General features: G+C 40.7%; 20 protein-coding genes and 1 riboswitch. Of the genes, 9 read left to right on the top strand and 11 right to left on the bottom strand.

Annotated elements, in window-relative coordinates:
* Window positions 1-281: 281 nt before the first annotated feature.
* From FW757_RS18150 to FW757_RS18175, 6 genes are read right to left on the bottom strand one after another with little or no spacing between them, the layout of a single operon-like run.
* A complete protein-coding gene (locus FW757_RS18150; RefSeq protein WP_404688040.1) occupies window positions 282-1,667 on the bottom strand; it encodes a tetratricopeptide repeat protein in 1,386 nt (461 codons plus the stop codon).
* Between the two features lie 27 nt (window positions 1,668-1,694).
* A complete protein-coding gene (locus tag FW757_RS18155; protein ID WP_182732522.1) occupies window positions 1,695-2,357 on the bottom strand; it encodes a hypothetical protein in 663 nt (220 codons plus the stop codon).
* A 1-nt stretch (window position 2,358) separates the two neighbouring features.
* Entirely contained in the window at window positions 2,359-2,763 is a 405-nt protein-coding gene (locus FW757_RS18160; RefSeq protein ID WP_182718359.1) for an ExbD/TolR family protein, read from the bottom strand.
* A 4-nt stretch (window positions 2,764-2,767) separates the two neighbouring features.
* Window positions 2,768-3,139 (bottom strand): MotA/TolQ/ExbB proton channel family protein, encoded by a 372-nt coding sequence (locus FW757_RS18165; RefSeq protein WP_145234597.1) that lies wholly within the window; start codon window positions 3,137-3,139, stop codon window positions 2,768-2,770.
* Complete coding sequence (locus FW757_RS18170; RefSeq protein WP_182762262.1) at window positions 3,132-4,442, bottom strand: MotA/TolQ/ExbB proton channel family protein; 1,311 nt, start codon at window positions 4,440-4,442, stop codon at window positions 3,132-3,134. The genes FW757_RS18165 and FW757_RS18170 overlap by 8 nt, the downstream gene beginning before the upstream one ends.
* A complete protein-coding gene (locus FW757_RS18175) occupies window positions 4,439-5,203 on the bottom strand; it encodes a DUF3450 family protein (RefSeq protein ID WP_446441543.1) in 765 nt (254 codons plus the stop codon). Before FW757_RS18175 ends, FW757_RS18170 begins: the two co-directional genes overlap by 4 nt.
* A gap of 336 nt (window positions 5,204-5,539) precedes the next feature.
* Between FW757_RS18175 and FW757_RS18180 the strand changes: the two genes are divergently transcribed.
* Complete coding sequence (locus FW757_RS18180) at window positions 5,540-7,720, top strand: TonB-dependent receptor (RefSeq protein ID WP_182718357.1); 2,181 nt, start codon at window positions 5,540-5,542, stop codon at window positions 7,718-7,720.
* Window positions 7,721-7,807: 87 nt separating this feature from the next.
* Window positions 7,808-8,488, top strand: a complete 681-nt coding sequence (locus FW757_RS18185; protein ID WP_149983258.1) for a Fe2+-dependent dioxygenase — start codon at window positions 7,808-7,810, stop codon at window positions 8,486-8,488.
* A gap of 134 nt (window positions 8,489-8,622) precedes the next feature.
* On the opposite strand, the gene FW757_RS18190 is transcribed toward FW757_RS18185, so the two are convergent.
* Both FW757_RS18190 and galE read right to left on the bottom strand, forming a co-directional pair.
* On the bottom strand, window positions 8,623-9,360 hold the full coding sequence (locus FW757_RS18190) for a DUF417 family protein (protein ID WP_310736249.1): 738 nt from the start codon (window positions 9,358-9,360) through the stop codon (window positions 8,623-8,625).
* A gap of 204 nt (window positions 9,361-9,564) precedes the next feature.
* Entirely contained in the window at window positions 9,565-10,578 is a 1,014-nt protein-coding gene (galE, locus tag FW757_RS18195) for a UDP-glucose 4-epimerase GalE (RefSeq protein ID WP_149983256.1), read from the bottom strand.
* A 248-nt stretch (window positions 10,579-10,826) separates the two neighbouring features.
* On the opposite strand from galE, the gene FW757_RS18200 reads away from it, so the two are divergent.
* Window positions 10,827-11,324, top strand: coding sequence for a DUF3016 domain-containing protein (locus FW757_RS18200; RefSeq protein ID WP_149983255.1), 498 nt, complete (start codon window positions 10,827-10,829; stop codon window positions 11,322-11,324).
* 45 nt (window positions 11,325-11,369) lie between these two features.
* On the opposite strand, the gene FW757_RS18205 is transcribed toward FW757_RS18200, so the two are convergent.
* Window positions 11,370-11,660 carry a prephenate dehydrogenase gene (locus tag FW757_RS18205; RefSeq protein WP_182794103.1) on the bottom strand — a complete coding sequence of 97 codons (291 nt, stop codon included), beginning with the start codon at window positions 11,658-11,660 and terminating at the stop codon, window positions 11,370-11,372.
* Window positions 11,661-11,731: 71 nt separating this feature from the next.
* Here FW757_RS18205 and FW757_RS18210 point away from each other — a divergent pair, with 71 nt between their 5' ends.
* Entirely contained in the window at window positions 11,732-11,941 is a 210-nt protein-coding gene (locus tag FW757_RS18210; protein ID WP_145234615.1) for a hypothetical protein, read from the top strand.
* A 9-nt stretch (window positions 11,942-11,950) separates the two neighbouring features.
* Here the strand turns inward: FW757_RS18210 and epmB are convergent, their stop codons facing one another.
* Window positions 11,951-12,964, bottom strand: a complete 1,014-nt coding sequence (gene epmB, locus FW757_RS18215) for an EF-P beta-lysylation protein EpmB (protein ID WP_182768002.1) — start codon at window positions 12,962-12,964, stop codon at window positions 11,951-11,953.
* 40 nt (window positions 12,965-13,004) lie between these two features.
* Between epmB and efp the strand changes: the two genes are divergently transcribed.
* Together efp and epmA are read left to right on the top strand one after the other, a co-directional pair.
* On the top strand, window positions 13,005-13,571 hold the full coding sequence (efp, locus tag FW757_RS18220; RefSeq protein WP_145234620.1) for an elongation factor P: 567 nt from the start codon (window positions 13,005-13,007) through the stop codon (window positions 13,569-13,571).
* Window positions 13,572-13,626: 55 nt separating this feature from the next.
* Window positions 13,627-14,601 carry an elongation factor P--(R)-beta-lysine ligase gene (gene epmA, locus FW757_RS18225; RefSeq protein WP_182768001.1) on the top strand — a complete coding sequence of 325 codons (975 nt, stop codon included), beginning with the start codon at window positions 13,627-13,629 and terminating at the stop codon, window positions 14,599-14,601.
* A gap of 78 nt (window positions 14,602-14,679) precedes the next feature.
* Here epmA and FW757_RS18230 read toward each other — a convergent pair whose 3' ends face one another.
* The gene (locus tag FW757_RS18230; protein WP_446441561.1) at window positions 14,680-16,788 is read right to left on the bottom strand and encodes a TonB-dependent receptor; all 2,109 of its coding nucleotides are present in this window, start codon (window positions 16,786-16,788) and stop codon (window positions 14,680-14,682) included.
* Window positions 16,789-16,908: 120 nt separating this feature from the next.
* On the opposite strand from FW757_RS18230, the gene FW757_RS18235 reads away from it, so the two are divergent.
* From FW757_RS18235 to thiC, 3 genes are all read left to right on the top strand, one after another.
* Window positions 16,909-17,304 (top strand): acyl-CoA thioesterase, encoded by a 396-nt coding sequence (locus tag FW757_RS18235; RefSeq protein WP_182740643.1) that lies wholly within the window; start codon window positions 16,909-16,911, stop codon window positions 17,302-17,304.
* A gap of 124 nt (window positions 17,305-17,428) precedes the next feature.
* Window positions 17,429-17,830 carry an META domain-containing protein gene (locus FW757_RS18240; protein WP_281290953.1) on the top strand — a complete coding sequence of 134 codons (402 nt, stop codon included), beginning with the start codon at window positions 17,429-17,431 and terminating at the stop codon, window positions 17,828-17,830.
* Window positions 17,831-17,885: 55 nt separating this feature from the next.
* Window positions 17,886-17,997, top strand: a riboswitch (TPP riboswitch).
* 168 nt (window positions 17,998-18,165) lie between these two features.
* Window positions 18,166-20,118: a phosphomethylpyrimidine synthase ThiC gene (gene thiC / locus FW757_RS18245; protein WP_220493106.1), complete on the top strand. Its 1,953-nt coding sequence runs from the start codon at window positions 18,166-18,168 to the stop codon at window positions 20,116-20,118.
* Window positions 20,119-20,124: the final 6 nt, after the last annotated feature.

A 20,124-nucleotide genomic window follows, 5' to 3' on the forward strand; every position in this document is an offset into this window, starting at 1 on the left:
CAGACAAACCCGCACTCTCTATAAAATCACCCAACTCGCTAACGACATAAGAAGAAACTATAAACTAGACAATAAAAAGCCCAACGTTGTGCTGGGCTTGGTGTAATACCAATCGACTTAAATATTTAACCATTCTAGCGAGCTAAATAAAGTGCTAACTGCGTTATAATTTATTCAAGTATAACAACTACATGTCGAAACTTACGCCTTGTTATCACTGTATTTATCTGTCGCTATAAATGGTCAGTAACTTAACACGATTGGTATAAATCTATTAACTATTAACCTTCTCGTTGGATCAGTCCTTCAAGAGCGCGAATGTTGGTGAGTAAGTCTTGCCTTTGTGGGTTGGCGTTAAGTGCTTTTTTAAGCTGGCTTAATGCTTCTTTGTAGTTTTTATTTTCAATTTCAATTTGCGCGAGGCCTAACCATGCAGAGAGTTGGTACTCAGGTAAAGCTTGTGCTCGTACATACATTAACCTTGCTTGTGTCAGTTGGTTTTGTTGCTGATAGATATTTGCCAGGCTTAACAGTGCATCGCCAAGATTTGGGTCGATTGTTAATGCTTTATGTAAACTCTTTTGAGCTTGTTTAAAGTTACCTTGCTCAATTGCTAGCTGAGCGGTATAAACTGAAAACTCTGCGCGGGATTGTTTTGATAACTTATTTATAAAAGGGTTTAGTTGCGAAACGAGCTGCTTGGCTAGCTGCCATTTTTTTTGTGCGATAAGCCAATTTAGGGTTTGCATACTAATCTCGCTAGCTTCTGCTATTTGAGGTGGCTGAGTGCTTGCTAATGCATTACTTAACAATTCAACAGAGCGTGAGTAGCTACCTTGTGTAAGATGAAGTTGTGCTGCAAGTAATTGATTACTTGCATTGCTAGGTGCCAGCTTTAAAGCTACTTCAATACTTGCCAAAGCTTGTTTATTGTTGTCTTGTTGTAAGGCAATTTGTGCACGTTGTAGCCAAAGCTCTGGATTGTTAGGGGATGCATTTAATAGCTCTTTTAGCAGAGCTTGGGCTTGACCTAGATCGCCGGCAGCAATTAGTGAAAATAGTAACCCTTGTTGATATTGTGCTTGCTGTGGCTCAAGCATTAATGCCTGACGATAAGCTGCAATTGCGCTCCAAGGTTGCTCAGCTTGTACATGAATATAGGCAAGTTGCGCATAGACTTGCGCATCAGCTTGGCCAAGTTCAATACAGCGGGTTAGATGTGGCTGTGCTTGTTGATAATTACCTTGCTGCATATAGAGCAGACTTAAACCTTGATGAGCTTTAACTAAATCTGGCATGCTTGATAAACTTGCCTTTAACGCCTGCTCAGCTCCTGCAAACTGTTTTAAGGTTAACAAAACTTGGCCACGTAAAAGTTGTAACGCAGGGCTATCGTTACCTAATTCACGTTGTGTAAATAGATCAGCAACAGCTTGGTAGTTACCTTGTTGTAATAGTGGTTTTAGTTGCTGGGCGAAGCTGCGTTCATTAGCTTCGATTTTTATATCTGTTGGGCTCAGTAAATTATTATTGATCAGCAACTGCCAGTGTGGATCGCTTGGTTGTAGCTTTACCTGCAATGAGGTTGCTTGGCTGGCAGCCATATAAAAGGTTAATGGCACGATAGCTAAAGACGTTAACCATTTTTTTGTTGTTAATCTTTTCATTGTATTTTCACTTAAATACTGGCTTTACTAAGGTTTAAATTCAATGGGCCAAATAAATCTGGCTCTCACTATTTCACCGTCTTTTTTTGGTGAACTAAACCGACTTTGCTTAATGATCTTGTCTATTTCAGGCTTTAGCTCAGGGTACGGGTTTTGTATAACATCAATTAAGCTTAATCGGCCATTTTCATCGATAAAAACATCGAGCTTCACGATGAAGGTACTCACACCTTGGCGAGTTAACTTTTTAGGTAATACTGCTTTTACGGGAGTGAGTAGCGTGGGTAAACCATCTAGTTGATTTAAGCTAAAGGCATCCCAATTAACTTCGATAGATTGAAATTCAGGAGTCGCAATTGGCATATTTGCAAGGGTTGGTTTGCTAAGCGAAATTTTACTTTCAATTTTTATATTAATAGCTTGAATAGTTGCCCCCGCACCTTCGACAACGAGGCTTTGCATCGGCTCTGTCACAGCTGATTGCGTCACGGTTGGTGGCGGAGGTGGAGGCAGTGGCACTAAAGCAACTTCCCGAACGATAACTTTGTCGTTGATAGCGTGCTCAGCAATTTGCCCAAGCCAAAGTAAAACTAACGCGCATGCAAGTACCGTTAGGCTCAACATAAAAGCAAAAAACGGATGACGTTTATTAGCTATTGCAGGTTGTGATGCGAGTATATTATTTTGCATATTATTGCTGGGTCGCTAAGTTAACGGTTGCTGCACCAGCAAGTTTTGCTTCGTCTATTACCTTTACTAATAGCTCGGTTGGTACGGTTTTATCAGCTTGGATCACTACCGGTCTTTGCTGTTGTTTTAGCATTTGCTCTACGCTGCTGCGCACACCGGCCACGCCAATTTGGCTACCGTCAAAGTAAACCTGCTGGCTATCAGTTATGGCAAGAAAAATAACTTGTTGCTTTAATCTGCTTGCTGAGACGGCTTGCGGTTTATCAACCTCGACCCCACTTTCGCGAACGAAAACGGTGGTTACAATAAAGAAAATCAATAGTATAAATACCACATCTAATAGTGGTGACATATCAATATGATGCGCAGACTGTTGTTCTAGGCGTTGTTTTAAACGTGCTTGCATTGGCTTAGCTCGCTTGCTGTTGGATAGCACTGTTACGTGTTACGTACAGCAAGTAAGCTTGCATCAGCCATGCAGGAATTGCGCAGACTAACCCCAGTTGTGTAGTGAGTAGAGCATTACTTATCGCTTCGCTCATTAATTCGTTTTCGCCTTGCGACATCACTTTAAATGTATCGAGTAAACCAATAATGGTGCCTAATAAACCAAGTAATGGCAGCGCAGCGGTCAAAATAGAGCTGACATCGTGCCAGTAACCTTGGCGTTGCAGTTTATATTGTTTTAAATGCAGGATATCGTGCCAAATGAGCTGATAAACAAATAGCGCTAATAGGATGATAAGCCAGCAGATAAAATTATCGAACAGTTGCTCAAACATTTTTCACCTCAAGTTGACTAAGTTGCAGTGCGAACGCTTCAAGTTGGGTGTAATAGGCTTTAGCTTTACGCGATAGTAGCGCATTGAGTACTAATGCTGGTATGGCAACAACGAGGCCAAGCTCGGTAGTGATCAAAGCTTGGGCAATACCACCAGATACCACTTCTGGATCGCCTGAGCCAAATAACGTCATCATTTTGAATGTTTCAATCATGCCACTGACTGTGCCCAATAAGCCCAGTAGCGGTGCTACCGATGCTGTGATCGCGATTGCGCCAATGTAGTTATCAAGCTTGTGTTTATTATGCATCAGCTGATTAAATAACTGGTCATCTCTTATTTGTCCTATGTTGCTATCAACAGAGAGTTGAAACAGCGTTGCTTGCATTCCGCTGAAGCTGTGTTGCTCAGGTTGATCAAACGCAGTTTGTAAAGTCAGCGTCGAGACAGCTTTGATCTTACTAAGGCTAAATAATTGATATGCCTTGAATAGCGCAATTAATAATGCAAAACATGCAAATAAAATAATAGGGATTGCCCATAAGCCACCTTTTTCAAGATGTTCAACTGCACCTTCTTGTTGCGCTTGACTGGCAACTAAGCGGGTTAAACTTGGATCAAATGTTAAAGAAGCTGCGATCTTAGCTGAGTTTGTATTTACTTGTGAGTAAGCGATATCAAATGGGTTATTCTCATCACGTGATTGAACTATAGCTACTTTTGGTACTGCAGCGTTAGCTGCTGATGAAAGCAGGCCGGTTAGTTTTGGCTGTGCAACACTAAACCAAGCCACGGGACCTACTTGTAATGTTGTAGCTGCGGTGAGCTCGCCATTTTTCAATACTATATTTTGTTTTTTAAACTCTGGATATAATGCCGCGGTTTGCTGCTCTATCACCGCGACTACATCATTCAAAAGTGCTTGTTGATCGTTTTTACTTTGCGCTTGCTGAGCGTATTGACGAGTAAATCGGTTGAGTAAATTTAGCCGATATTGCTGTTGTTGTTGCCAGCTATCTAAGCGTGTTTGTAGCTGGGTTAAACTCAATGTGTCTTCATCAGCTAAACGGCGATTGAGTGTCGCTTGCTCACGCTCTTTTTTAAGTGCTTGCTGTTTTTCAAATATCTGTTGTGCCATAGTGGTTTGCTGTTTGGCAATCCGCTGTTGTGCTTTATTTAAAACGCTCTGCGCCGTTTTAATATCCGTTAGCAATTGTTGTTTGGCAGCATCCGCAGTCGCGGCTGTTACTACTTGGCTAAAACTCAGTAGTGTAACAAACCAAAAAGTACAGAATCGTTTCATGGCGTCAGCTCCTTAGCTGCATAGCTAAATACAGGCAAGGTAAGCCAGTGAGCTGCTTGTTTTTTTTCTTGTACAGCGATACCGTGGGCAATTTGCTCGCGATCAATCTCAGTATCAAATTGCCATTGCCAACCTAACTCAGAAGGGAAGCCAATGCCCGCATAACTTAAATCATTACTAACAAACCATGCTTGTGCGGCACCCAAATAAAGCTGTTTTACCCATATTTCTTTACCTTCACTATTACTGATTGCCATTTCATGAATTGAAATTCGGTTTTGAAAATCAGCCAATTGGCCAAGCATTTTTAAAGCAATTTGTAGCTTTTCATTCGCATCTAGGCTTTCGTTATCTAGATCGCCAATACTTTGCCAGCTCGCCAGTAATGGGGGAGGTAATTGTACTTGCAGTGAGCGCAATTGCTGGCTGAGCTGGATTAATTGACTATTGAGCGCGTTTTCATCGGTCTCAAGCTGGCTTTGTTGTTGAATTAGCGCAGTGCGCTTTTCTGCCAGCTCAGAGGTGTTCTTTTGACGATTTTGGTTTAGCTGTTTGAGTTGTGCTTGCTCTGCATCAAGTAAGATTAATGTTTGTTGCATCGAGGTTTTTTTTTCTAGCCAATGTGTTTCTAACTCACTAGTTTGTTGTTCTATTTGTAACCACTGATTAACGAGGTTTTCAAGTTCGCTAACCGGATCAGCTAAGCTTGAGAATGAGCTTAGTAAAATAACTGCCCCAACAGATTTTATAAAACGTTGCATATGCTAAGTAATGCCCTAAAAGTAATAACCATTTACAGTACAAAGCCAAGCTCTGGCTTTAACTTTATAAAATTAAAAAACCTTGATTTTTAAGCGCTTAAACTTAATTTTTTACGCCACTCATGCCCCCAAGTTTACTGTGCATTTACAGTCGCGTTACGTAAGTTTAAAAGTGTGAAAAATAGTACAATGATTGATAAAATAATACAAGTGATAACATTTCGCATTTACATTAATATTACTCAGTGCTAGGATTCCGCCGAACTTAAATCAACGTGCTTAAATGACTTGCTACAAAAACAACGTGTTAGCAAGTTCCCTGCTAATGGAGCTAAAATGGGTAAAATGACTAATAAACGCCGAACTTATATAAAACCGCTGGCTGCTTTTGTTACCGCAACTTTATCAACTTGGGCGTCTGCTCAAGGAGCTGAAAATATACAAGAGCTATCAGTAACCAAAGCAAAAACGCAATCGGAACAAAGCTATAAAGTTGAAAAATCATCATCAATAAAGAACACCCAGCCGTTGGTTGATACTGCAAAATCAATAACGGTTATTAACAAAGCTGTGATGAAAGATAGAAATGTAGATAGTTTGCAAGATGCGTTACGTAATGTTTCGGGTATTTCATTGGCGGCGGGTGAAGGCGGTGCGCCAGCTGGTGACAGTTTATCTATTCGTGGTTTTAGTGCTGCCAATGATATTTTTATCGATGGTATTCGTGATATTGCCGGGTACGACCGTGATACTTATAACGTTGAGCAAATCGAAGTTGCAAAAGGCCCAAGTTCAGCAACAACAGGTCGAGGTTCAACGGGTGGTAGTATTAACTTAACTACAAAAACGGCGACGTTGGATGAATTTAATGATGCTTCGCTGCGTTTAGGCACAGAGAGTGATTACCGCGCGCAAATAGATAGTAACTTTAAAGTGGCTGAAACATCAGCGTTACGTGTCAATTTACTGGTTGATAAAGGGGATGTTGCTGGGCGTGATCATGTTGAAAAAGAAAAACAAGCAGTCGCGGTTTCGTTTGCGACTGGTTTAGGAACCAATAGCCGTTTTAATCTTAATGCTGATTATCAGAATCAAGATAATATGTCTGATTACGGTATTCCGTGGGTTGGTTCTAGCCCTGTTGCTGAACTTGCTGGTAGCGAAAATGCAGCGCCACCGGTGAATTTCACTAATTTTTACGGTAACGTATATCGTGATTTTGAAGATATCGAAGCGTATTCAACAACTGCAAAGTACGAGTATGACTTGTCGCAAACAACCACGCTACGTGCCCAAGGTCGCATTGGTCGTGTAGAGCGAAAAGATACAGTGACAGCGCCGCGTTTTATTGATGTAAAAACAACAACTGATATCAGAATGAGCGACGTTAAAAATCGCGATACGCGCAATGAATTGGCTACACTGCAACTTGATTTAGTTGGTGAGTACTATTTTGCTGGTGTAAAACATAATGTGGTTACTGGTGTTGAATTAACTAACGAGACATTTAGCCGTTGGAATGTGACTGCATTGGTAGCTGATAATTTAAAGAACGAACCAGCGCTGAATGACTTATACAACCCAGATGCTTATTTACCTTACACTGGTCAGTATGGTCGTGATGGCACTAGTACTGAAGCGGTTGCTAAAACCCGTGCAATTTATGCATTTGATACAATTACATTTAATGAATATTGGCAATTAACTGCGGGTTTACGTTCAGAGCAGTACGATAGCGATTATCAGTATGATTACAAGGATCCAGCATTAACGATCTCAACTAGCGATACCATGACTAGTTGGAACGCATCTGCTGTATATAAGCCAAGTCAAAATAGCAGCATTTACTTTGGTGCAGGTAACTCGTATAACCCATCGGCTGAAGGCATTGCAGTATCTACTCGTGGTAATTCAAGTGAGTTAGATCCGGAGAAGAGCCAAAGCTATGAGTTAGGCACTAAATGGAATTTACTTGATGATAAGTTGATGACCAGTGCCGCTATTTTTAGAACGGTTAAAACTAATGCGCGCGTGGATGATCCTAATAGTGATCAGCGTGGTGTTGAAGTGCTTGATGGTGAGCAACGAGTGCAAGGTTTAGAGTTGTCTGCAACAGGTATTATCACCGATGAATTAAGTATCATCGGTTCTTATAGCTATCAAGATAGCGAAGTTACTGAATCTACGGTTGATGGTGATGTTGGGCATAACTTGGCTCGAGCACCTAAAAATAGCTACAGTGTTTGGGCTCGATATGACTTTAGCGACGCGATAGCTGCAGGTTTTGGCGCACAATATATTGGTGAGCGTTATAATGGTAATTCAGCGACCAGTCGTAAAGCCGACAGTTATGTTTTGTTCGATATGATGCTTTCTTATCAAGCAACTGAGCAGTTAAGCATTCAGTTTAATGGTGAGAATTTAACGGATGAAGATTATGAAGATAAACTAGGTGGCGGACACTTTATTCCTGGTCAAGGTCGTTATTTTACACTAACGGCTAGTTATTCTTTCTAATTACAAATTAATGTTTGTTGAATAGGTTAAAGCTTATTAAACAGGTTAATGCTTATTAGCCTGTTTTTTTAAGATTTGGGAACTTCCATGCTATTAAAAATACCAGACTTGCTTAGTGCTGATGAAGTCGCTTATTGCCGTAATGTTTTATTGGCCGCGCAATGGACTGATGGCAGTGTTACCGCAGGTTATCAATCAACGAAGACCAAAAATAACTTACAATTACCTGAGCAAAGCGCTGCAGCCAAAGAGCTCGGTGATATAGTTATGGGGGCTCTGGCTCGCAGTGATCTATTTATGTCAGGGGCGTTGCCTGCAAAAATTTTTCCACCTTTATTTAACTGTTACCAAGGTGGCCAATCGTTTGGTATTCATGTTGATAATGCGATTCGACAAGTACCTGGCACACCAGTGAAAATTCGTACGGATTTATCAATGACGTTATTTTTGAGCGAACCAGAAGACTATGATGGTGGCGAACTCGTTATTGAAGATACTTATGGCTCTCACACAGTAAAACTCCCTGCAGGTAGCATGGTGTTGTATCCATCAACCAGTTTACATAAAGTCACTCCCGTAACTCGGGGGCGACGTTTAGCTTCATTTTTTTGGTTGCAGAGCATGGTTAATAGCGATGAAAAGCGTGGTTTGCTATTTGAGTTGGATATGTCGATTCAAAGCTTGCGCGAAAAAGTCAGCGATAGTCCTGAGATTGTTAGGTTAACTGGCGTGTATCATAATTTATTAAGGCAATGGGCACAGACGTAAAAAGGTTGTAGTGATGTGTATTTAAACTCAAAATATAAAAGTATATATTTATAAGGCGCTACCACGATTGGTTAAGTGATAGCGCTTTTTAGATCTTACAATGCACATTATTAAATATGTTATTGAAATAGTAGTTAATTAAGACTCTTTTTTGCAAAGCTAACAATTACCAGTAAATTTGCGATAAACCATAAGTCTTTAATAACAAAAAGGCCTAATCTTGCAAGTAGTGTTGAGCTGTCAAAAGCTCCTTCAGCTGAGAATAAAAATGTCTGCGTCATTAAAAATACGGCACTGCAGCCAAGAGCCGCAACATAAATGGCTAATGGATGCTTTTTAATGATAGCCAGAGCGAGTGCTAAAGCAAAAAAGATGTCGTACGCACCAATTAGATTAGACGCTGTTTGCACTGAAAATAAGGTATATAACCAAGACATAAAAATAGAGGTTGATACCAGTGATATAATTCCATTTGCTTCAAACTCGTAAAATTTCATACCACCAATCCAAATAAGCACTAATGCAACAGGAAAGAAGTTCAAAATTGCCATGCCTTGAGCTGACAAGCGCTGCGGTTTATAAAGGTAAATAGCGAGAGAAACAAGTGCGGTGTACTTAATTATACCTTGCCCAGAGCCTATAATTGGGAAGCCACCTAAGTCAGTCATCCAGCGGCTTTCACTTAATAAGGTAACAAGCGGTATAACGGCAACAGTGATCAGGCTAACAAAAGCAGGGGTCTGAAAACGTGATTGTTTTAAACTTAAAATAATAAATAAAGCGGTTACTAAAAAAGCCACTCCTGCGAGTATTGATTGCCCAGTTTTAGGGATTACATTGGCTAATTGATAAAAATTGAAAATAGCATGCACATTATTTACCCCTGCTCCTAATAAGAGACTAAGACCCAATAGCGATAAGCTAATAATTAGCAGTGAATGAATACTGAAACGAGTATAGGTTGGTTGCATTTTTTATAGGTGATTAAATATAGATACTGTAAAAGAGTGGTAAACGAGACTTTTTATTTCAAAAAATATAAAAAAACCAGCTTATTGAAGCTGGTTTAAGTTTAGCTATTTATACCCATTTGGGTTATTACTTTGCCAACGCCACGTATCTTGCATCATCACATCGATACCACGCTCTGCTTGCCAATCAAGTTCACTAAGGGCTTTTTCAGGCGCAGCATAACAAGCTGCAATATCACCTGGGCGACGAGGTGATACCTGATACGGAATATCTTTACCACAGGCTTTGCTAAATGCGTTGAGCATTTGTAGCACCGAATAACCATTACCGGTGCCAAGATTGTAAACATGGGCACCGGTATCTTGGTTTATTTTATTAAGTGCCTTTAAATGACCAAGCGCTAAGTCAACAACATGGATGTAATCACGCACACCAGTACCATCAACCGTATCATAGTCATCGCCGAAGATACCCAGCTGCTTTAATTTACCCACTGCCACTTGCGCGATGTAAGGTAATAAGTTGTTTGGAATACCATTGGGATCTTCACCAATTAGGCCTGACTCGTGCGCACCTACGGGATTAAAGTAACGCAAAATTGCAAATGCAAAGCGCTCATCTGATTTAGCGATGTCTTGTAACATCATTTCAACCATCAGTTTTGATGTGCCGTACGGATTAGTAGTGCCACCTACCGGGAAATCTTCTTGAATTGGCAGGCTTGCTGGATCACCATATACTGTTGCCGATGAGCTAAATACGAGTTTAAACACACCTGCATCGCGCATAGCATCAACGAGAGTCAGCGTACCTTGCACGTTATTTTGGTAATACTCAATGGGTTTCACCATTGATTCACCGACAGCCTTTAAACCGGCAAAATGAATAACACTCTCAATTGTATGTTTTGCAAACACGCTGGCCAAAAATGTTTTATCAAGGATGTCACCTTGATAAAAGTGCACAGTTTTACCAGTGATTTTTTTTACACGCTCAAGTGATTCCACACTCGAGTTGCTTAAATTATCAATGATAACAACATCATTATCTTGTTGTAATAATTCAACAACAGTGTGTGAGCCTATGTATCCCGCGCCACCTGTTACTAAAATTGTCATGAAATCTCCATATATAAGGTGAAGGTGTATAGTTGTAATTTCATCATAAATAGCACTTCAATACATGCTTTATCTGATCTTTTTGTTGCTCCATGATGTTACGGTATCAATTAATCATAGTTAACTGGTGTCTGGTTACATGTTTTACGTAAATGATAACAATGATGGTGAATAGTATTAAGCTATAGTTAAGTTGTTAATGCTATTATTTCAACTACATTAGCCCACGGGCATTTTGGAGATAGACAATGAATACATTTAAAAAAGTAGCGATGGCTATGTTAGTTATGCTGCCGGTATTTGCTCAAGCAGGAGAAGCTGTCGTTAAATGGCAAGACTTCAATGACTACCGTGATGTACGTCCTTCAAATGAACCTAAAGGCTCATACCATAAACATGTAGCGAGCAGTTTCGAAAAGCACTTTAATAAACTGGCAGAAAAGTTGCCCGAAGGATATAAGTTTAATGTTGAAGTGACTGAGCTGGATTTAGCCGGTGATGTACGCTTTGGCGGTATGAATGATTTACGTATTGTAAAACCAATTTATTTTCCACGCATTGAGTTTCAATATTCGGTTACTGATAAAGACGGTAACGTGATTAGTCAAAGCGATAAAGTCGAATTAAAAGATATGGGCTTTATGGATAAAATTAAAATGGGCCGTGATGAACAGTTTTACTATGAAAAACGTTTGATCACTGATTGGTTTGATAAAGAATTACTGCCAGTTGTCACCCCAAGCTAAATTAACAGTAAAAAGCGCTAAAGTTTAATGTTAGCGCTTTTTTAGTTACTTGAACGTTGCGAGTAATTGCAGTAACTGTTGTAATTTAATAACAGTGGTTTTTAGCTTTTCTTCACTCAAACCTTCTGAACTTAAGCTTTCTACATCTGCAGCTACATCTAACACATAAGGTTTGAAGCGTTTTGCTTCAAAGGTAAAACCAGCATCGGCAGGAAATAACGCTGTAAATTTACCTAAGCCTTGTTGTTGCAACTCATCTAATTTTTTATCTGCGTCAAGTGACTGACGATAAACAATTTTTAAGTTGGCATTGAGTTGTTCAATAATTGAATCCATTTTTTTCCTAAAGCTTTAGACCGCAATGCCGATATAATACGGGTAATAAACTAAAAAGTCAGGTATGAGCTATGAATATATCAGGTGGAAATCTACCGGCCATGAGTGGCGCGGGTCAAAGTGGCGAAGTATACAGCGCAGCATTGGCAAAAAAACAGCAAAAAGCGGATGGTGCAGCAGCACTGGCACTCATTGAAGGTGCCGCTAGTTCGAGCGCTGCACAAACGCCAGCAAAATCAGTTACAGCTTCGCTTGGCAATAACGTTAACGTATACGTTTAAGCCTTGTATTTATAAAAGCTTGAGGTCAATCGGCGTTTTACTTTTTTGACCGCCGATTTCGCGCATCAGCTTTGGTACTAAAAATCCTGGCAATGCGATAAGCATTTCGGCCATGATTTTGCGTGCCTGTGATTCGTTGATATCAAAATGACTCGCTCCTTCAACTTTATCAAGTAAATATAAATAATAAGGCAGTACGTCGGCATCAAATAACGCTTCGCTTAATGCGACTTGCGCTTCGCTGGTATCATTTACATCTTTTAATAGCACCGCTTGATTGAGCAATGTGACACCTACCTTTTTGAGTTTTTGCATTGCCACTTTAAAATCATCATCAATCTCGTTGCCATGGTTAATGTGATTAATAAACACAATTTTAAGTGGAGACTTTGCAAAACGTTCGCACAATTGGTCAGTAATGCGAGATGGGATCACCACCGGTAGGCGGCTATGAATTCGCATTCGTTTAATTTGTGGTAATTGTTCAAGCTCATCCATAAACCAACTAATTGCGTCGTCTTTGGCCATTAACGGATCACCACCACTTAAAATCACCTCGTTAATATTAGCATCCGATTTTATGTAATCGAGCGCTGCAATTAAGCTGCGTTTATTTAGCTGATTTTCTTGGTATGGAAAATGGCGACGAAAGCAATAACGGCAATTAACGGCGCAACCAGTTTTAAACATCACTAAAACTCGGGATTTATATTTATGTAATAATCCTGGTTGAGCGTTGTTTTGCTCTTTTAATGGATCTTTATCAAAACCTGTTTTAGCGATAAACTCTTGGTGGCGCGGCATGACTTGCAGCAGTAATGGGTCATTTATATCGCCATAACGCATTTTTTTGATAAAAGGCACAGGCACACGTACCGGGAAAAGAGCTCGTGCTTTGAGGTCTTTTTCGTCGGCCATGCTTGATAAACCTAGCATTTCTAGCAAGGTGCTTGGGCAAGTAACAACATTAGCTAATTCTTTTTGCCAGTTTATATGCAAATTTGCTTCATTTCTTTGTATCATTGGTAGGTAGATTACTCGAAATTATTAGATAGAGGAAACGATGGCGAATTATAGCACCAACGAGTTCAAGGGCGGCCTAAAAATTATGATGGACGGCGAGCCTTGCAGTATTTTAGAAAATGAAATGGTAAAACCTGGTAAAGGCCAAGCGTTTAACCGTGTTCGTATTCGTAAACTTATCTCTGGCAAAGTACTTGAAAAAACTTTTAAATCAGGTGAGTCAGTAGAGGGTGCTGATGTAATGGATACCGATCTTGCGTATCTTTACACTGATGGTGAGTTTTGGCATTTCATGAATAACGAAACATTTGAACAAATCGCAGCTGATGAAAAAGCGCTTGGCGATGCTGGTAAATGGTTAGTTGAAAATGATGTATGTACTATTACTTTGTGGAACGGCAATCCAATAGCTGTTGCACCACCTAACTTTGTAGAGCTTGAGATCACTGAAACAGATCCTGGTCTTAAAGGCGACACAGCAGGTACTGGTGGTAAGCCAGCAACGCTAAGTACTGGTGCTGTTGTGCGTGTACCATTATTCGTACAAATCGGTGAAGTAATTAAAGTCGACACCCGTAACGGCGAATATGTAAGCCGTGTTAAGTAACTTTAATATAGCTTAATAAATCCCAGCTTAAGCTGGGATTTTTTTTGGAGAAAATATGTCAGCAGATCTTTGGCAACCAAGCGCACAAGTAAATACTTTGGCACAACGAGCCGCAATTTTACGCACTATTCGGGAATTCTTTTACCAACGCCACGTTATGGAAGTTGATACGCCTAGTTTAAGTGCAGCGAGTGTTACTGATGTTCATTTAGCGAGTTTTAAAACGCAGTTTATTGGGCCCGGTTTCGCTAAAGGCTTACCGCTTTACTTACAAACATCACCAGAATTTGCCATGAAGCGATTATTGGCAGCCGGCAGTGGTGCTATTTACCAAATTTGTAAGGCATTTCGTAACGAAGAGGCGGGCAGCCATCATAATCCTGAGTTTACTCTGTTGGAATGGTATCGCCCTGGGTTTGATGAGTTTGCGCTGATGGATGAAATTGATGAATTAATGCAGCTTATCTTAAATGTTCCACCTGCAGAGCGTTTAACCTATCAAGATGCTTTTACCAAAGCATTAGGACTTGATCCGCTCAGTGCCACTATTGAACAGTTACAAACACTTGCCTGTGAACAGGGTTTTACTGATATCGCTAAGCATGAAACTCACCGTGATACGTTACTACAATTATTATTTTGTATGAAAGTTGAGCCAACAATTGGCCAACAAAAACCTTGTTTTATTTATCATTTTCCTGCATCGCAAGCCGCACTGGCGAGTATTTGTGAGCATGATATTAGAGTCGCTGGGCGGTTTGAGCTTTATTATCAGAATATGGAGCTGGCGAATGGTTTTAATGAGCTCACCAATGCACAGGAGCAAGCTAAACGTTTTACTGAAGATAACGCATACCGCAAAGCGAATAACTTAACACAAGTGCCTATGGACACCCGTTTAATTGCCGCTCTTGAGCATGGTTTACCACAATGCGCAGGAGTAGCATTAGGGGTTGATAGGTTAGTGATGTTAGCAACGCAAAAAAACACGATAAAAGAAGTCATCGCGTTTGATGTAGGCAGGGCTTAAAAGGCTCAAGATTCAAGGTTAAGAAAAGGTAAAAGTAATCTAGCTTTTACCTTTTAACTTATCCCTTGAAACTCGTTTTTATAACTCGTAGATAAATGTGACGCCGGCAACCATTGGTTCGCCAAGCTGAGTGTATGTATGAGTTGCATACCCTTCGCGTGGGTCGTTACCAAATTCAAAACCACGTGTAGGTACTTCTTCATCAAACACGTTACGTGCCCAAGCGCGAATTGACCATTGCTCAGCCTCGTAACCAGCAGTTAAATTAACTAAATTAACGTTCGGTGCCTGCGAGTTGTGGCTATCTGAGAAGTAATAATTATCTTTACCTTCAATGCCGATTGTAGCAAATAACTCATCAGTAAAGTTATAGCGAGCCGTGAATGCATACTGGTATTTAGGCGCTTGTGATTGCTCGCGACCATCTTGATCTAATGGGGGGGAGTAGAGGCTTGTTCTGGCAACATAATCGTTTATCTTAGTATCTAAGTAACCAACACTACCGGTGAAAAACAAGTTATCAGTTAACTGATAACTGCCTTCAATTTCAAGGCCGTAGTTTTCACCTGAGCCAGCATTATCAAAGTAACTAGTGAAGTTTTGATCCTCTACTAACCATGACTTTAATTGCATATCTTCACGGTACATATAAAAAGCTGCTAAGCGTAGGATGAATTTTTCATCTAACGAGCTACCTTTAACGCCAAATTCACCATTCCATAAATACTCAGGTTCAAAGGTTGTGTGTTGTTTAAAAAAGTCGGCGCCAAGCTCGAATTCTTTTGCTTTTGCGAGCGCTTCTGAGTTAATTCCACCGGCTTTGTAACCACGAGTCAGGCTGGTATAAATCATGGTACGGTCAATCACTTGATACTCTAGTGCAAGTTTACCACCGACCATCACATCATCAGTGTCAACAATAAATCCGTTACTATCAGTATAATCCCCTTGGTATTGCTCAACACGCAAACCGGTAATTAATGTTGTTTTTGGATTGATGACTGTAGCTAATTGACCATATACCGCTACATTGCTCACTTCATAAGTTGAGTTAAAAGCTTCATGGTCAGAAAACTTTCGACGCTGGCGGTCAAGATCTACGTCTTTTCCTTGGTAATAAATTCCAGCCACCCAATCGCGAGACTTGCCATTGAATTGTAATTCAGCGGTTTTATCTTTGCGATCACGATAATAAGCGTCTTCGTAGCTATAACCATCGGGGTGCAGTCCTGCACCGCATAACTGCGGCTTATTAATATCGTTACATACCCAGTCTTCATCAAAGCTATAAACTAAATCACTATCAATACCTGATAAGTTTAAACTGACATCAAACCAATCAAAGCCAGTGTAGATGTTGGCAAGACCTATCGCGATACTTTCTTGGTTATCTTGGCCTGGGTTATCGGCTACACTATTACGGCTATTATCAAGCGTAAATGCATCATAGCCGTTATTGATATCAATATAATGAACGCTTAATTCTGTGCGAAGGTGATCTGTAAGTTGGCTGTGTAGTTTAAAACGACTAACCAGTTCATCTTGCTGTTGTGTTGACTCGTTTAAATATAGGTTATCAACATAACCATCAGACTCACGTTGATAAATACTAGCGCGCACTGCGGTGCTGTCTGTAATACCAATACCTGCGGCAACACCGGCTTCATAACTGTTGTAGTTACCTGCGCCTAGCTGCACTTTGACGCTTGGATCAAAAGTTGGATCGGCTGATTCCATTTGGATCATACCAGCCATACCATCAGCACCAAAGCGAGTACCTTGCGGACCGCGATAAATCTCAACTTGGTTAACATCAAACAGTAATGAACTACCACCTAACCCTGAATAATTAATGCCATCAATCACTAAGCCAACAGAAGGGTTAATAGGGTCAACAAATTGTGAGCGTAAACCAACCCCACGAATTTGGATGTAACGGCCACGAGAAGCACCAGCGGTAAAATTTACGTTGGCAGCACTGGCAAGCATTTCGTCTAGAAAACTAGCGCCTCGGTCATTAATTTCGCGTTCGCTAAATAAACTGGCACTGGCACTAAGGGTTTGAATGCTTTCTTTTTGAAAGTCTCCGGTGACGAGTATTTTTTCAAGATCAGTATCTTCAGCAAAAGCTGGGGCGCTTATCAAAGGTAAAAGCGCGGCAGTAATTAAAGACAGGCGTAGTTTCATTCTATTACTTAACTCCATTTTAAGGACTTGCATGATAGCAACTATTCTCATTAAAGTCGTGATACCAGTTATATTTATGTGCTATAAACGCGCACAGTATACATAATAAGGAATACAAATATGACCTTTAAAGTTGACTTTAAAGTACGCGACTACGAATGCGATTTACAAGGCATTGTAAATAATAGTGTGTATTTTAATTACCTAGAGCATGCGCGCCATGAGTTTTTGCATGCGAATGGGGTTGATTTTGCTCAGCTTACTCGCGATAAAATTAATTTAGTCGTAATGCGTAGCGAGATGGATTACAAGCAATCACTAATGCCCGGCGATGAGTTTTATGTTGCTGTAGAGCCTGAGCGTATTAGTCGCTTAAAGTTTGGCTTTCGACAAACCGTGGTACGAAAGCATGATGAAAAAGTGATGTTAAAGGCACTGGTGATTGGCACCGCGGTGAATGAGCGAGGTCGGCCATTTTTGCCCGAGCAAGTTGATCTACTATTTAAGTCTGAGTAATTTTCCGGTGCCACCTTTTTTACTATCTTAGAACATTTTTTTACATTAAAAACATGCATTATTAACGGTATAAACTGTTATTTATTGTTATCATGTTGCAATTGAGTTTTAGGTTAGTAATTACATGAAATTAGCAGCAATCCCGATGCTTATAATCGGTTTATGTATTGGCTGCTCATCGACAGGGACAGTCACCAGTGAGCAATTAAAATACACTAAGTGGCAACTATCACGGGTTGATGGTTTAGCGATCCCTGCATCATATTCAGCATCATTAAGTTTTATTGAAGCTCTGCAAGTCAATGGTTTTGCTGGTTGTAATAAATTTTTTGGTGAAGGTCAACTTGATGATAATCATTTAACGGTGAATAAATTAGGTATGACCCGTAAATCATGCGGAGATAAATTGGACGAGTTTGAACAGCAGTTTTTAAATGCGTTAAAGCAAGGTGTGCCACTGCAAATTCAAGATCAACAATTGGTTTTAAATGGCGAGCAAACATTTGCGTTTATTCCCGCAAGTTGATCTCTTGCAGGCTCGCAATATCTAACGTACACTCGTTAGCGAACAATATATAGAATTTTACTTGTCGGAGTGCCTTGAGTTTTTAACTTAAAGGCTGAGATCGCGAAAGCGGGATCCGTGAACCTGATCAGGCTAACACCTGCGTAGGGAACAAGCTGCCTAAAACGGGTGCTTGTGCGCCAGTTTTGGGCATAAGCACTGTGGCTGCCAAGGTTGGTAATGCTTTTTTGTAACACCAATCTACGATCCATGTAGCATTTGCTACTCTCTATTGCGTTGCTTTTTATCGCACAGCAGTATCTGACAAGACAACCCTTTTAGCAATGAGGTAAGTCATGTCAAACACATCAAATAAACCGTCTCGCCGCGAAACTCGTGCGGCTGCATCAGATTATATTTATAACCTTACTGGGCAACCATTTCCAAGCTCACACAAAGTTTATGTACAAGGTACGCAAGATAATGTGCGTGTTGGTATGCGTGAAATTACTTTGAGTGATACCTTTATCGGTGGCACCGATGAAAACCCAGTGTACGAATCAAATGCACCACTGCGTGTTTATGATACGTCAGGCCCATACACAGATCCTGATTTTACTCTAGATGTTCGTAAAGGGCTGGATAAGTACCGCGAACAGTGGATTGAAAGCCGTGGCGATACTGAAATTTTAGGCTCAGTCAGCTCGCAGTTTTCTCAGCAACGCATGGCCGATGAAGGCCTTGATCATATTCGCTTTGAGCATCTCCCAAAAATTCGCCGCGCTAAAGCCGGTAAAAATGTCACGCAAATGCATTATGCTCGCCAAGGTATTATCACACCGGAAATGGAATATGTCGCAATTCGTGAAAACATGGGCCGTGCGCAACTTCAAAAAGAGTTATTAGCACAGCAGCACCAAGGCGAGTCGTTTGGTGCGAGTATCCCTGAGTTTATTACTCCTGAATTTGTGCGTGATGAAATTGCCCGTGGTCGTGCGATTTTACCTAACAACATTAATCACCCAGAAACCGAGCCGATGATTGTAGGGCGCAATTTTTTAGTGAAAGTGAACGCTAATATTGGCAACTCATCAGTTAGCTCATCTATTGAAGAAGAAGTTGAAAAAATGGTCTGGTCAACCCGCTGGGGCGCTGACACAGTTATGGATTTATCAACGGGTCGTTATATTCATGAAACTCGTGAATGGGTAGTACGTAACTCACCAGTGCCAATTGGTACAGTGCCTATTTATCAAGCGCTTGAAAAAGTAAATGGGGTTGCCGAAGATCTAACGTGGGAAATTTTCCGCGATACTCTAATTGAACAAGCCGAGCAGGGGGTGGATTACTTTACTATTCACGCTGGGGTGTTATTACGCTACGTTCCAATGACGGCAAAACGTGTCACTGGGATTGTGTCGCGCGGCGGTTCAATTATGGCGAAATGGTGTTTAGCGCATCATAAAGAAAACTTCCTTTATACTCATTTTGAAGATATTTGTGAGATTTTGAAACAGTACGATGTATGTTTCTCATTAGGAGATGGCCTGCGTCCTGGTTCAATTGCAGATGCCAACGATGACGCGCAATTTAGTGAACTGCGTACGTTAGGTGAGCTGACCAAAATCGCGTGGAAACACGATGTACAAGTGTTTATTGAAGGCCCAGGGCATGTGCCAATGCATATGATCAAAGCCAATATGGAAGAGCAGCTTAAGCATTGCGACGAAGCACCTTTTTACACCCTTGGCCCGCTGACAACTGACATCGCCCCAGGCTATGACCATATCACCTCTGGTATTGGGGCTGCGCAAATTGCATGGTATGGCTGTGCAATGCTGTGTTATGTCACACCAAAAGAGCATTTAGGCTTACCAAATAAAGAAGACGTAAAAGAAGGGCTGATCACCTATAAAATTGCCGCTCATGCCGCCGATTTAGCCAAAGGTCATCCCGGAGCGCAAGAGCGTGATAATGCGTTATCAAAAGCGCGTTTTGAGTTCCGCTGGCATGACCAATTTAATATTGGTTTAGACCCTGTTCGTGCTCGTGAATACCATGACGAAACACTGCCACAAGAATCTGGCAAAGTAGCACATTTTTGCTCTATGTGTGGGCCAAAATTCTGCTCAATGAAAATCACCCAAGAAGTACGAGAATACGCTAAAGATCTAGAAGCCAGAGGCATAGATCCTAACAACGTAGGTGATGCTATTGAGATCAAAATGGTCGATGTTGAAGCCGAGATGCAAGCTAAATCAGCCGAATTTAAACAAAGCGGCTCAGAGATTTATCATAAAGCGGTTTAAAAACTA

This window comes from Pseudoalteromonas sp. 1181_04, assembly GCF_052850545.1.

What these genes read in the sequence shown, in the direction of transcription:
- FW757_RS18170 (WP_182762262.1), bottom strand. Translation starts at nt 4,442, where the DNA reads ATGAAACGATTCTGTACTTTTTGGTTTGTTACACTACTGAGTTTTAGC.
- FW757_RS18205 (WP_182794103.1), bottom strand. Translation starts at nt 11,660, where the DNA reads ATGGATTCAATTATTGAACAACTCAATGCCAACTTAAAAATTGTTTAT.
- FW757_RS18175 (WP_446441543.1), bottom strand. Translation starts at nt 5,203, where the DNA reads ATGCAACGTTTTATAAAATCTGTTGGGGCAGTTATTTTACTAAGCTCA.
- FW757_RS18165 (WP_145234597.1), bottom strand. Translation starts at nt 3,139, where the DNA reads ATGTTTGAGCAACTGTTCGATAATTTTATCTGCTGGCTTATCATCCTA.
- FW757_RS18150 (WP_404688040.1), bottom strand. Translation starts at nt 1,667, where the DNA reads ATGAAAAGATTAACAACAAAAAAATGGTTAACGTCTTTAGCTATCGTG.
- efp (WP_145234620.1), top strand. Translation starts at nt 13,005, where the DNA reads ATGGCGAATTATAGCACCAACGAGTTCAAGGGCGGCCTAAAAATTATG.
- galE (WP_149983256.1), bottom strand. Translation starts at nt 10,578, where the DNA reads ATGACAATTTTAGTAACAGGTGGCGCGGGATACATAGGCTCACACACT.
- FW757_RS18155 (WP_182732522.1), bottom strand. Translation starts at nt 2,357, where the DNA reads ATGCAAAATAATATACTCGCATCACAACCTGCAATAGCTAATAAACGT.
- epmA (WP_182768001.1), top strand. Translation starts at nt 13,627, where the DNA reads ATGTCAGCAGATCTTTGGCAACCAAGCGCACAAGTAAATACTTTGGCA.
- FW757_RS18210 (WP_145234615.1), top strand. Translation starts at nt 11,732, where the DNA reads ATGAATATATCAGGTGGAAATCTACCGGCCATGAGTGGCGCGGGTCAA.
- FW757_RS18185 (WP_149983258.1), top strand. Translation starts at nt 7,808, where the DNA reads ATGCTATTAAAAATACCAGACTTGCTTAGTGCTGATGAAGTCGCTTAT.
- FW757_RS18235 (WP_182740643.1), top strand. Translation starts at nt 16,909, where the DNA reads ATGACCTTTAAAGTTGACTTTAAAGTACGCGACTACGAATGCGATTTA.
- FW757_RS18200 (WP_149983255.1), top strand. Translation starts at nt 10,827, where the DNA reads ATGAATACATTTAAAAAAGTAGCGATGGCTATGTTAGTTATGCTGCCG.
- epmB (WP_182768002.1), bottom strand. Translation starts at nt 12,964, where the DNA reads ATGATACAAAGAAATGAAGCAAATTTGCATATAAACTGGCAAAAAGAA.
- FW757_RS18160 (WP_182718359.1), bottom strand. Translation starts at nt 2,763, where the DNA reads ATGCAAGCACGTTTAAAACAACGCCTAGAACAACAGTCTGCGCATCAT.
- thiC (WP_220493106.1), top strand. Translation starts at nt 18,166, where the DNA reads ATGTCAAACACATCAAATAAACCGTCTCGCCGCGAAACTCGTGCGGCT.
- FW757_RS18240 (WP_281290953.1), top strand. Translation starts at nt 17,429, where the DNA reads ATGAAATTAGCAGCAATCCCGATGCTTATAATCGGTTTATGTATTGGC.
- FW757_RS18180 (WP_182718357.1), top strand. Translation starts at nt 5,540, where the DNA reads ATGGGTAAAATGACTAATAAACGCCGAACTTATATAAAACCGCTGGCT.
- FW757_RS18230 (WP_446441561.1), bottom strand. Translation starts at nt 16,788, where the DNA reads ATGAAACTACGCCTGTCTTTAATTACTGCCGCGCTTTTACCTTTGATA.